The sequence below is a fragment of the Pseudomonas sp. ES1 genome, assembly GCF_050586605.1.
In the GTDB taxonomy this organism is placed as follows: domain Bacteria; phylum Pseudomonadota; class Gammaproteobacteria; order Pseudomonadales; family Pseudomonadaceae; genus Aquipseudomonas; species Aquipseudomonas sichuanensis.
The window spans coordinates 1-11004 of sequence record NZ_JBOBDM010000102.1 but is presented as its reverse complement, the minus strand read 5'-3'; the positions used below and the strand labels follow the sequence as shown (position 1 = coordinate 11004).

The 11004-nt window shown below is 66.0% G+C and carries 11 protein-coding genes; 7 read left to right on the top strand and 4 right to left on the bottom strand.

Going from position 1 to position 11004, the window contains the following annotated elements; genetic code table 11:
• Positions 1 to 32: 32 nt before the first annotated feature.
• Positions 33 to 2069: a S9 family peptidase gene (locus ACQ4N9_RS25850; RefSeq protein WP_390967661.1), complete on the bottom strand. Its 2037-nt coding sequence runs from the start codon at positions 2067 to 2069 to the stop codon at positions 33 to 35.
• A gap of 195 nt (positions 2070 to 2264) precedes the next feature.
• On the opposite strand from ACQ4N9_RS25850, the gene ACQ4N9_RS25845 reads away from it, so the two are divergent.
• The 3 genes from ACQ4N9_RS25845 to ACQ4N9_RS25835 are packed head-to-tail and all read left to right on the top strand — an operon-like array spanning position 2265 to position 4095.
• Complete coding sequence (locus tag ACQ4N9_RS25845; RefSeq protein ID WP_390967662.1) at positions 2265 to 2774, top strand: MFS transporter; 510 nt, start codon at positions 2265 to 2267, stop codon at positions 2772 to 2774.
• Between the two features lie 16 nt (positions 2775 to 2790).
• A complete protein-coding gene (locus ACQ4N9_RS25840; protein ID WP_125463070.1) occupies positions 2791 to 3564 on the top strand; it encodes a class II glutamine amidotransferase in 774 nt (257 codons plus the stop codon).
• Between the two features lie 9 nt (positions 3565 to 3573).
• A complete protein-coding gene (locus ACQ4N9_RS25835; protein ID WP_390967663.1) occupies positions 3574 to 4095 on the top strand; it encodes a DUF2937 family protein in 522 nt (173 codons plus the stop codon).
• A 27-nt stretch (positions 4096 to 4122) separates the two neighbouring features.
• Here the strand turns inward: ACQ4N9_RS25835 and ACQ4N9_RS25830 are convergent, their stop codons facing one another.
• A complete protein-coding gene (locus ACQ4N9_RS25830; RefSeq protein WP_347151585.1) occupies positions 4123 to 5034 on the bottom strand; it encodes a LysR family transcriptional regulator in 912 nt (303 codons plus the stop codon).
• 128 nt (positions 5035 to 5162) lie between these two features.
• On the opposite strand from ACQ4N9_RS25830, the gene ACQ4N9_RS25825 reads away from it, so the two are divergent.
• The 4 genes from ACQ4N9_RS25825 to ACQ4N9_RS25810 are packed head-to-tail and all read left to right on the top strand — an operon-like array spanning position 5163 to position 8851.
• A complete protein-coding gene (locus ACQ4N9_RS25825; protein WP_390967664.1) occupies positions 5163 to 6449 on the top strand; it encodes an MFS transporter in 1287 nt (428 codons plus the stop codon).
• Positions 6450 to 6459: 10 nt separating this feature from the next.
• Positions 6460 to 7239, top strand: a complete 780-nt coding sequence (locus ACQ4N9_RS25820; RefSeq protein WP_390967665.1) for a 5-oxoprolinase subunit PxpA — start codon at positions 6460 to 6462, stop codon at positions 7237 to 7239.
• Complete coding sequence (gene pxpB / locus ACQ4N9_RS25815) at positions 7236 to 7931, top strand: 5-oxoprolinase subunit PxpB (protein WP_390967666.1); 696 nt, start codon at positions 7236 to 7238, stop codon at positions 7929 to 7931. The genes ACQ4N9_RS25820 and pxpB overlap by 4 nt, the downstream gene beginning before the upstream one ends.
• On the top strand, positions 7928 to 8851 hold the full coding sequence (locus ACQ4N9_RS25810) for a biotin-dependent carboxyltransferase family protein (protein ID WP_390967667.1): 924 nt from the start codon (positions 7928 to 7930) through the stop codon (positions 8849 to 8851). Before pxpB ends, ACQ4N9_RS25810 begins: the two co-directional genes overlap by 4 nt.
• A 96-nt stretch (positions 8852 to 8947) precedes the next feature.
• Here ACQ4N9_RS25810 and ACQ4N9_RS25805 read toward each other — a convergent pair whose 3' ends face one another.
• A complete protein-coding gene (locus tag ACQ4N9_RS25805) occupies positions 8948 to 10126 on the bottom strand; it encodes a vWA domain-containing protein (RefSeq protein ID WP_125857790.1) in 1179 nt (392 codons plus the stop codon).
• A 13-nt stretch (positions 10127 to 10139) separates the two neighbouring features.
• Positions 10140 to 10985 carry an AAA family ATPase gene (locus ACQ4N9_RS25800; protein WP_110992491.1) on the bottom strand — a complete coding sequence of 282 codons (846 nt, stop codon included), beginning with the start codon at positions 10983 to 10985 and terminating at the stop codon, positions 10140 to 10142.
• Positions 10986 to 11004 lie beyond the last annotated feature (19 nt).

The window sequence follows — 11004 nt, the reverse complement described above, 5'->3', positions numbered from 1 at the left end:
TGACCGAACCCTATGACAACCAAAAATGCGTTTTACACCACGCCCAGCTCATTGAAGACGAACGCATATTCCAGCGCCACGTCGCGCAGCCCCTGGTAACGCCCGCTCATGCCGCCGTGGCCAGCGCCCATTTCGGTCTTGAGCAGCAGCAGGTTGCCGTCGGTCTTGAGCGTGCGCAGGCGCGCCACCCACTTGGCCGCTTCCCAGTACTGCACCCGGCTGTCGTTGTAGCCGGCGATCACCAGCATGGCCGGATAGGCCTGCTGCTTGACGTTCTCGTACGGGGCGTAGCCCTTGATTCGCGCGTACACCTCGGGCTCTTCGGGGTTGCCCCATTCGTCGTACTCGGTGACGGTCAGCGGCAGCTCCGGGTCGAGCATGGTGTTGAGCACGTCGACGAACGGCACTTCGGCGATGGCACAGCGGAACAGCTCCGGGCGCAGGTTGAGCACCGCGCCCATCAGCAGCCCGCCGGCGCTGCCGCCACTGATGGCCAGGCGCTCGGAGGAGGTGATGCCCTCGCTGATCAGGTGTTCGGCGCAGGCGATGAAGTCGTCGAAGCTGTTGTGTTTGTGCTCCTGCTTGCCGGCCCGGTACCAGGCCTCGCCCAGCTCGCCGCCGCCGCGCACATGGGCGATGGCGAAGGCCACGCCGCGCTCCAGCAGGCTCAGGCGGGCATGGGAGAACCAGGGGTCGAGGCTTTCGCCGTAGGCGCCGTAGCCATAAAGATACAGCGGTACGCTCTTGCCCAGGTCGGCGCGGCGGCGCACCAGGCTGATCGGCACGCGGGTGCCGTCCTTGGCGACTGCCCACAGGCGCTGGCTGACATAGTCGTCGGCATCGAAAGCGCCCAGCACCGGGGTCTGCTTGAGCACGGCCTGCTCGCCCGTGGCCAGCTCCAGCTGGCGCACCTGGGCCGGGCGGTTGAGGGCCTCGTAGCGCAGGCGGATGCGCGTGCTGGCGAACTCCAGGCTGTCTTGCACGTACAGGCTGTAGGCGGCGTCCGGCAGTTCCACGCGGTAGGCCGGCAAGCCTTGCGGGCGCACCTCGATGATCGGCAGTCCGCCTTCGCGCAGGCTCAGGCTCAGGGCCGAAGCGTTGAGGCTTACGCCTTCGAGCATGATGTCGTCGCGGTGCGCGACCAGCAGCTGCCAGTCGGCGCGGGTCGGTACCTGGTCGGCCGGGGCGTGGTACAGGGCGAAGTTGATGCCGTCCTGGTTGCTGCGGATGAACCAGCGCCACTGGCCGTCGAGCTGGCCGTGGTCGGGGAAGTATTCGTGGCCTTCGCCCCGTGGCGCCAGGCAGGTGAACGCGGCCTGCGGCGTGGCGGCGTCCAGCACCCAGGCCTCGCTGGTGGTCTTGCTGTTGAGCAGCAGCACCAGCTGGCGCTCGGAGCTGGCGCGGTAGCAGTGCAGGAAGAAGCGCCCGTCGGGCTCTTCGAACACGCTCGAAGCATCGGCCTCGCCGAGGGTGTGGCGGCGCAGGCGCCAGGGGCGGTGGGTGTCGTCCAGTTCGGCGAAGAACAGCGTCTGGCTGTCGTTGGCCCAGGTCATGCTGCCGTCGCAATCGTCGAAGGGCAGGGTGGTCAGCGCGCCGTTGGCCAGGTCCTTGACGTACAGGGTGTAGATCTCGTCGCCGCTGGTGTCGAGGCTGTAGGCCAGCAGGCGGTGGTCGGGGCTGACGTTGAATGCGCCGAGGGCCAGGAAGCCGCCATTGGCCAGGGCGTTGGGGTCGAGCAGCAGTTCTTCGCGGCTTTCATCCACCGTGTTGCTGTCATCCGCAGGGCGCGGGCAGCGGTAGTGGCGTGGGTATTCGTCGCCGGCGGTGGTACGGGTGTAGTACAGGTAGGGGCCCCAGGGTGAGGGCAGCGACAGGTCGGTCTCGAGGATACGGCCCTTGATCTCTTCGAACAGCTGTTCGCGCAAGCTGGCCTGGTCGGCCAGGCAGGCCTCCTGATACGCGTTTTCCGCGTTCAGGTAGGCCAGTACTTCGGGGGTGTCGCGGTCTTGCAGCCAGGCGTAGGGGTCGGTGCCGGGGGCCTGGTGGGCGACGGGGGGCATGATTGGCATTCGGTGTCTCATGATTGAAGGCAGCCTGTGCCGGCCATTTCGCGGGTAAACCCGCTCCCACAGGTTATGCACAATCCCTGTGGGAGCGGGTTTACCCGCGAAGCAGCCGACGCGGTTCCTGAATGGGAGAGGGGGCGCCTGCGCCGGTAAAAGTGTTTATCATAGGCGTCTCTTTGCCTGGCATGCACGAACACCATGACCGAACACGACTATCTGTTGGCCTGGGGCCTCTACGCCGTCGCCGCCCTGGGTTGCCTGCTGGTGGCCTGCAAGCTCACCGGCTGGATGTGGCGCTGGCTGCGCGAGCCGCTGTGGGTGATCGTCGCCGTGCTGCTGTTCAGCCCGACCATCGTCGACCCGGTCAAGGACAGCTTCGCCCCGGCCATCGCCATCACCGCGCTGGACCTGGCCTTCAAGGTCGGCAACAACGCCTGGCGCGCCGCCTCGGACCTGGCCATGTACGGCATGATCGCCTTCGCCCTGTACCTGGTCTTCGTGTTGATCCGCTGGCCGCTGGAAAAACGCGCCGGCGAGCGCCGTGCCCAGCGTGAGGCCTCGGCCCAGCGCCAGGCCAAGGAGGATGACGAGGCGCAGGCCCTGGCCCCGGTGGCCGCCGACCGCAACGACCGTTACCGCGATGACCCGGCACCTGCTCCCGTGCGCCGTTCCGGCCCGGGCCAGGGCCGCGTAGAACCCCGTCTGTAAGCCAGGAGCCGCGAGCATGTGCGAACTGCTGGGCATGAGTGCCAATGTCCCCACCGATATCGTCTTCAGTTTCACCGGCCTGATGCAGCGCGGTGGCCGCACCGGCCCGCACCGCGACGGCTGGGGCATCGGTTTCTACGAAGGGCGCGGCCTGCGCCTGTTCCAGGACCCGGCGGCGAGCAGCGAGTCGGAGGTGGCCAATCTGGTGCAGCGCTACCCGATCAAGAGCGAAGTGGTGATCGGCCATATTCGCCAGGCCAACGTCGGCCGGGTGTGCCTGTCCAACACCCATCCGTTCGTGCGCGAGCTGTGGGGCCGTAACTGGTGCTTCGCGCACAATGGCCAGTTGGGCGAGTTCAGCGGTCAACGCACCTTCTATCGCCCGATCGGCGACACCGACAGCGAAGCGGCCTTCTGCGACCTGCTCAACCGCGTGCGCGAGGCCTTCCCCGAGCCGGTCGAGGTCGAGCAACTATTGCCGGTGCTGGTCGAGGCCTGCGCCGAATACCGTGGCAAGGGCGTGTTCAACTGCCTGCTCAGCGACGGCGACTGGCTGTTCTGTTTCTGCTCCACCAAGCTGGTGCACATCACCCGCCGCGCACCTTTTGGCGCTGCGCGCTTGAAGGATGTCGACCTGATCGTCGATTTCCACACGCAAACCACCCCCAACGACGTGGTCACGGTGATCGCCACTGAAGCCTTGACCGAGAACGAGACCTGGAACCGCTACGAGCCGGGCCAATGGGCCCTGTGGCGCCACGGTGAGTGCGTCGCCCACGGCCAGAGCTAAGGACGCTCCATGTTCAGAAGTTACCTGCGCTTGCTGTTGTTCACGTTCGGCCTGTTGGCCGGTATTCAGGTACCCGGGCTGGTCAAGGATTACAGCCAGCGGGTCGAGGCGCACTTGCTGGAATCGCGCCAGGCGCTCGACGGCTTCCGCCAGACCGCCCAGCGTTTCTTCAACGGCGACCTGCAGGCGCTGGTGCAGCATTACCGCAGCAGCGACGACCCGGTGTTCAACAGCGATGCCAACAGCATCGAGAGCCTGCTGATCCGTAACCAACTGCTGGAGCACGAGTGGCAGGCGCTGCAAGGCTCGTGGGTGAGCCGCAGCTGGCATGTGCTGGTGCAGCCGGAACCGGCGCTGCGTGAAGAGACGCTCAAGGGCTACAGCTACCAGATCCTGCTGGTGCCCGAGGCGATCGGCTGGGGGATTGGCGCCGGATTCGTGTTGGCGTTCGCGGTCGAGAGCCTGCTGCTGCTGGTCGGCTGGGTGATCCTGGGTGGGCGACGCAAGGTGGTCAAAGAGAGCTGGCGCTAGTCCTTGCTTGCCCCGCGATAGGGCCCTTCAGACCAACACAATCCGCTGCCCCCCCACATCCCGCGCATAGCGCTCCAGCACCTGCCGGCAAACCCCCACCACCTCGTCCACCAGCGCCACCCCGGTCTGCCAGGCCACCACCAGTTCCAGGCTCGGCGGTGGCTGCAACCCCTCCAGCAGCACCAGTTCACCCCGGCTCAACTCGCTGTCCACCAGCGCCGGCGGCAGCGCGCCGATGCCAAAGCCATCGCGCAGCAAGCGGGTGATCGCCGCCACCGAGTTCACGCAGTTCAAGCGCGGCGCCTCGGCCCCGGCGCCCTGCAGCAGGCTGAGCACCTCCTGGTGAGGCCGTGAATTCTTCGAGAAGGTGACGATGCGTTCGCGGCCCAGCTCAGCCAGCGACCCATAGTCACGGTGGTGGATGGAGCCGGCGGCAACGATCCAGCCCATGGGATAACGCGCCAGGTCCAGGCTGCGGATCGACGGTTCGCGCAGCAGGTCGGTTTGCAGGATCACGTCGAGAAAGCCCTTGTGCAGCTGTTCGCGCAGGTTCAGCGCGGTGTCGGCCACCAGTTCGATCTCCACCTGCGGATAGCGTTCGGTAAGCTCCGCCACCAGCGCGCTCATCCAGGTGTGGATCACCGTGTCCATGACCCCCAGGCGAATCCGCCCGGTCTTGGCCCGGTCGCTGTCCAGCGACTGCTTCATGGCCTTGGCGGTGTCGAGCATGCGCTCGGCGTATTCGAGCACCTTGCTGCCCTCGGGCGTCAGGCTGACCCCGCGCGAGTCGCGCAACAGCAGTTTCACCCCAAGGTCGGCCTCCAGCGCGGCGATGCGGCTGGACACCGAGGCCTGGGTGGTGAACAGCTTCTCGGCGGTGAGACGGAAGCTCTTGAGCCGGGCGACCCAGACGAAGGTTTCGAGGAAACGAAGGTTCATGATCAGTTTTTCTTGTTCCAGACCGGCGGATTTTCTCGTTGGACGCTTGAGGCGCTGGCTCTGAACATGTCAGCCAGGCCGCGACCTCGACGTCGCCCGTAAAACAATACCAACAAGCCGAGGCATACATGAACCCGACCGGCGTGCAGCAGCAGGCCCCCGCCCGATCCTCGAGCGGCCCCTTCGCCTGGTACCGCGACATCGACTCCCAGCAACGACGCACCTTCTGGAGCTGCAAGATCGGCTATGGCCTGGACGGCATGGACACCCAGATGCTCAGTTTCGTCGTGCCCACCCTGATCATGCTCTGGGGCATCAGCACCACCGAGGCCGGGCTGATCCACACCAGCACGCTGATCGCCTCGGCCCTGGGCGGCTGGATCGCCGGCATCCTCTCCGACCGCATCGGCCGGGTACGCACCCTGCAACTGACGGTGCTGTGGTTCGCCTTCTTCACCTTCCTCTGCGGCTTCGCCCAGAACTACGAGCAACTGCTGATTGCCCGCACCCTGATGGGCTTCGGCTTCGGCGGCGAATGGACCGCCGGCGCGGTGTTGATCGGCGAGGTGATCCGCGCCCAGGACCGTGGCAAGGCGGTGGGCATGGTGCAGTCGGGCTGGGCCATCGGCTGGGGCCTCACCGCCATCCTCTATGCGCTGCTGTTCTCCTGGCTGCCACCTGAACAAGCCTGGCGCGCGCTGTTCCTGCTCGGCCTGCTGCCGGCGCTGTTCGTGATCTTCGTGCGCCGCCTGGTCAAGGACCCGGAGGTCTATCGCCAGGCCAAGGCCGCAGAAACCGTCGCCGAACCCTCGCACTTCTACGAGATCTTCGCTCCCGGTATGCTCTGGATTACCGTGCGCGCCTCGCTGCTGACCACCGGCGCGCTGGGCGGTTACTACGCCATCACCTCGTGGCTGCCGACTTTCCTCAAGAACGAACGCGGCCTGAGCGTGCTCGGCACCGGCGGCTACCTGGCGACGGTGATCGTCGGCTCCTACATTGGCTACGTGGTCAGCGCGTACCTGTCTGATCTGCTGGGGCGCAAGAAGAACTTCATCCTGTTCGCCGTGGGTTCGTTCGTCATCGTGCTGCTCTACACCCAGCTGCCGGTCAGCGATGGCGTGATGCTGTGGCTGGGCTTGCCGTTGGGCTTCTTCGCCTCGGGCATCTTCAGCGGCATGGGCGCCTTCCTCACCGAACTGTTCCCCACCCGCATCCGCGGCTCGGGGCAGGGCTTCTGCTACAACATCGGCAAGGTCTTCGCGGCGTTGTTCCCGCTGCTGATCGGCCTGCTCAGCCAGAAAGTCCCCCTGGGGCTGGGCATTGGCGCCTTCGCCGCGGTGTCCTATGGCGTGGTGATCCTGGCGGCGCTGAGCCTGCCGGAAACCCGCGGCAAACAACTGCTGGCACGCTAAGGTAGGCAGCATGAACATCGACACGGGAATCAGCCAAGTGAAACGCCTGCTACTCAATTGCGACATGGGCGAGAGTTTCGGCAGCTGGCGCATGGGCCTGGATGCCGAGGTGATGCCGTACATCGATTGCGCCAACATCGCCTGTGGCTACCACGCCGGCGACCCGGGCACCATGCGCCGCACCGTGGCCCTGGCGCTGGAGCATGGCGTGACCATTGGCGCGCACCCGGCCTACCCGGACCTGGTGGGCTTCGGTCGCCGCTCCATGGCCTGCAGCAGCGAGGAGATCCGCGACCTGCTGCACTACCAGATCGGCGCGCTGGATGGCATCTGCAAGGTGCAGGGCAGCCGAGTGGCCTACATCAAGCCCCATGGCGCGCTGTACAACGACATGATGGCCGACCCGCAAAAGCTGCGTGCCGTGCTCGAGGCCGTGGCCGCTTACGGCAGCGACTTGCCGTTGATGCTCATGGCCACCGCTGACAACAGCGCCGCCCAGGCCCTGGGCGACGAGATCGGCGTGCCGCTGTGGTTCGAGGCCTTCGCCGACCGTGCCTACACCGCCAGCGGTCACCTGGTGTCGCGGCGCCTGCCGGGCGCGGTGCACCACGACCCGGCGCTGGTGGTCGAGCAGGCATTGCGCCTGGCCCGGGGTGAAGCACTGGTGGCTGATAACGGCAGCGCTGTGGGGCTGAACGCCAGCACCCTGTGCGTGCATGGCGACAACGAAAGCTCGGTGGCCGCCGTACGCCAGATCCGTCAGGCCCTCGACGCGCTGGAGCTGCCATGACGCCGCGTATCGAGGTGGTGGCGTTCGACAGCCTGATGGTGCGCCTTTTCGACCGTATCGATGAGGCCAACATGCCCTGGATTCTCGCCGCCAGCCAGCGCCTGCGAGCGGTGTTCGGCGCGCAGCTGATCGACCTGGTGCCGTCCTATACCACGCTGATGGTGCAGTTCGACCTGGCACCGAACGCGGCGCGCCAGCGCATCGTGCAAGCATTCGAAGGGTTGCAGCCGGACCCCGGCAGCGCCGGGCGGCGCCACGAGATCCCGGTGTGGTACCACGCCAGTGTCGGCCCTGAATTGCCACTGCTGGCCGCCCGCAGCGGCCTGAGTGAAGCCGAGGTGATCGGCCTGCACAGCGGGCGCGACTATCCGGTATTTGCCTTGGGTTTCGCCCCCGGCTTCGGCTTCATGGGCCTGGTCGACGAGCGCCTGGCCAGCCCGCGCCTGAGCACCCCGCGCAAGCGCGTGGCGGCGGGCAGCGTGGGCATCGCCGAACGCCAGACGGCCGCTTACCCTGCGGTATCGCCGGGCGGCTGGAACCTGATCGGGCGCACTCCGGTGCGCCTGTTCGACCGTGAGCGCGAAGGCTACAGCCTGCTGCAGCCGGGCGACCGGGTACGTTTCGTGGCGGTTGACCGCCATGAGTTCATCACCTTGGGCGGCGACGACAGCCCGTTGGAGGCCCAGGCATGAGCCAGTTGCGGATCGAGGCCAGCACCGCGCTGTGCCTGTTGCAGGATGCCGGGCGTTTCGGTGTGCGCCACCTGGGTGTGACCCAGGGCGGGGCGTTGGATTGGGTGGCCATGCGCTGGGCCAACTGGCTGCTGGGCAATGACCTGGACAGCGCCGTGGTCGAGATCGCCCTGGGCGGTTTCAGCGTGGTCGCCGAACAGGATTGCGTGCTGGCGTTGGCCGGTGCCGACCTGGATGCGCGTATCGATGACCAGCCAGTGGCGCCTTGGCGCAGCTTCAGGCTGGGCAAGGGGCAGCAGTTGAGCTTGCGCCAGCCGCGTCAGGGCGTGCGGGCTTATCTGGCGGCGCCCGGCGGATTCGCGGGTGAGGCGGTGCTGGGCAGTTGCGCGACGGTGGTGCGCGAAGCCTTGGGTGGCTTGGATGGGCAGGGCCGGGCGTTGCTCAAAGGAGAGGTGTTGCGCGCGGGTGCTGCCATCGCGGGGCAAGCCCGCTCCCACGTGCCTGAAACGGTGCGTCCGGTGTATGCCGAGAAGCCGCTGCTGGACCTGGTGATGGGCGCGCAGATTGGCGACTTCAGCGGTACCAGTTTGTTCGAGGCGTTCAATCGTGACTGGACATTGGACAGTCGCGCCGATCGCATGGGCATCCGCCTGCTGGGGCCGCAACTGGCATACCAGGGAGCGCCGATGATTTCCGAGGGCATCCCGCTGGGCGCTGTGCAGGTGCCGCCGGACGGGCAGCCGATCGTGCTGCTCAATGATCGGCAGACCATTGGCGGCTATCCGCGGCTGGGCGCGTTGACGCCGCTGGCGCTGGCGCAACTGGCGCAGTGCATGCCGGGGGCGCTGGTGCGGTTCCGGGCGGTGGTGCAGGACGAGGCGTGGCGGGAGCAGCAGCAATACCTGCAACGCTGGCGGTGAAGTTGCTGGCCCTTTCGCGGGTAAACCCGCTCCCACAGGGGGCGCGCAAACCCTGTGGGAGCGGGTTTACCCGCGAATAGGCCAGAGCAGGCAACATCACTTGGACAGGTAGCGCATCCCGTCTTCCAACCCCTGCAAGGTCAGCGGATACATCTTGTCCTCGATCAGGTCGCGCACCAGGTGGGTTGACGCCGTGTAGTCCCAGGCCTGCTTGGGGTACGGGTTGATCCAGATGACCTTCTTGAACTTCTCCATGAAGCGCTGGATCCACACATACCCGGCTTCTTCGTTCCAGTGCTCGACGCTGCCACCCGGTTGGGTGATCTCGTAGGGGGCCATGGCGGCGTCGCCAACGAAGATCACTTTGTAATCGTCGCCGTACTTGTGCAGCAGGTCGAAGGTGGCGAAACGCTCCGAGGTGCGGCGCAGGTTGTTCTTCCACACCGACTCGTAGACGCAGTTGTGGAAGTAGTAGTACTCCAGGTGCTTGAACTCGGTCTTGCAGGCCGAGAACAGCTCTTCGCACACCTTCACATGGGCATCCATCGAGCCGCCGATGTCGAACAGCAACAGCAGCTTCACCGTGTTGCGCCGTTCCGGGCGCATCTGGATGTTCAACAGCCCCGCGTCACGGGCGGTGTGGTCGATGGTGCCGTCGATGTCCAGCTCTTCGGCGGCGCCTTCACGGGCGAACTTGCGCAGGCGGCGCAGCGCCAGCTTGATGTTGCGGGTGCCCAGCTCGACCTGGTCGTCGAGGTTCTTGTACTCGCGCTGGTCCCACACCTTCACCGCCTTGCCCTGGCGCTTGCCGGCCTCGCCGACGCGGATGCCCTCGGGGTTGAAGCCGCCCGAGCCGAACGGGCTGGTGCCGCCGGTGCCGATCCACTTGTTGCCGCCGGCGTGGCGTTCCTTTTGCTCTTCGAGGCGTTTCTTGAATTCCTCGATCAGCTTGTCCAGGCCACCCAGGGACTGGATCTGCGCGCGTTCCTCGTCGCTCAGCGAGCGCTCGAACTCCTTGCGCAGCCAGTCTTCGGGGATCAGCGCCTCGATGTGCCGGTCGAGGTTGTCCAGGCCCTTGAAGTAGGCGGCGAAAGCGCGGTCGAACTTGTCGAAATGGCGTTCGTCCTTCACCAGGATGGCCCGGGCGAGGTAGTAGAACGCGTCCATGTCGGCGAACACCACGCCCTTCTGCAGGGCGTGGTGCAGGTCGAGCAGCTCGCGCACCGACACCGGCACCTTGGCCGCGCGCATTTCATTGAACAGGTTGAGCAGCATGGCCCGGCTCCTGTCAGCGGTTGCCGCGCCGGCTCATGAAGGCCAGGCGCTCGAGCAGTTGCACGTCCTGCTCGTTCTTGACCAGGGCCCCGGCCAGCGGCGGGATGGCCTTGGTCGGGTCGCGCTCACGCAGTACTGCCTCACCGATGTTGTCGGCCATCAGCAGCTTGAGCCAGTCGACCAGTTCGGAGGTGGAGGGCTTTTTCTTCAGGCCCGGCACCTTGCGCACGTCGAAGAACACGTCCAGCGCCTCGCTGACCAGCGACTCGCTGATCTTCGGGTAGTGCACATCGACGATGCGCTGCAGGGTGTCGCGATCAGGGAAGGCGATGTAGTGGAAGAAGCAGCGGCGCAAGAAGGCGTCGGGCAGCTCCTTTTCGTTGTTGGAGGTGATGATGATGATCGGGCGCTGCTTGGCCTTGATGGTCTCGTCGGTCTCGTAGACGTAGAACTCCATCTTGTCGAGCTCTTGCAGCAGGTCGTTGGGGAACTCGATGTCGGCCTTGTCGATCTCGTCGATGAGCAGGATCACCCGCTCCTCGGCCTCGAAGGCTTCCCACAACTTGCCCTTTTTCAGGTAGTTGCGCACATCGTGGACTTTGTCGGTGCCCAGCTGCGAGTCGCGCAGGCGGCTGACCGCGTCGTACTCGTAGAGGCCCTGGTGGGCCTTGGTGGTCGACTTGATGTGCCAGGTGATCAGGCGCGCACCGAACGAGGCGGCCAATTGCTCGGCGAGCATGGTCTTGCCGGTGCCGGGCTCACCCTTGACCAGCAGCGGGCGCTCCAGGGTGATGGCCGCGTTGACCGCCAGTTTCAGGTCGTCTGTGGCGACGTAGTCGCGGGTGCCTTCGAACTTCATGAACCGATCCTCTGGGGTG

Coding starts and splice junctions, on each gene's coding strand:
- ACQ4N9_RS25820 (WP_390967665.1), top strand. CDS start 6,460: ATGAACATCGACACGGGAATCAGCCAAGTGAAACGCCTGCTACTCAAT.
- pxpB (WP_390967666.1), top strand. CDS start 7,236: ATGACGCCGCGTATCGAGGTGGTGGCGTTCGACAGCCTGATGGTGCGC.
- ACQ4N9_RS25825 (WP_390967664.1), top strand. CDS start 5,163: ATGAACCCGACCGGCGTGCAGCAGCAGGCCCCCGCCCGATCCTCGAGC.
- ACQ4N9_RS25850 (WP_390967661.1), bottom strand. CDS start 2,069: ATGCCAATCATGCCCCCCGTCGCCCACCAGGCCCCCGGCACCGACCCC.
- ACQ4N9_RS25830 (WP_347151585.1), bottom strand. CDS start 5,034: ATGAACCTTCGTTTCCTCGAAACCTTCGTCTGGGTCGCCCGGCTCAAG.
- ACQ4N9_RS25845 (WP_390967662.1), top strand. CDS start 2,265: ATGACCGAACACGACTATCTGTTGGCCTGGGGCCTCTACGCCGTCGCC.
- ACQ4N9_RS25805 (WP_125857790.1), bottom strand. CDS start 10,126: ATGCTGCTCAACCTGTTCAATGAAATGCGCGCGGCCAAGGTGCCGGTG.
- ACQ4N9_RS25810 (WP_390967667.1), top strand. CDS start 7,928: ATGAGCCAGTTGCGGATCGAGGCCAGCACCGCGCTGTGCCTGTTGCAG.
- ACQ4N9_RS25800 (WP_110992491.1), bottom strand. CDS start 10,985: ATGAAGTTCGAAGGCACCCGCGACTACGTCGCCACAGACGACCTGAAA.
- ACQ4N9_RS25840 (WP_125463070.1), top strand. CDS start 2,791: ATGTGCGAACTGCTGGGCATGAGTGCCAATGTCCCCACCGATATCGTC.
- ACQ4N9_RS25835 (WP_390967663.1), top strand. CDS start 3,574: ATGTTCAGAAGTTACCTGCGCTTGCTGTTGTTCACGTTCGGCCTGTTG.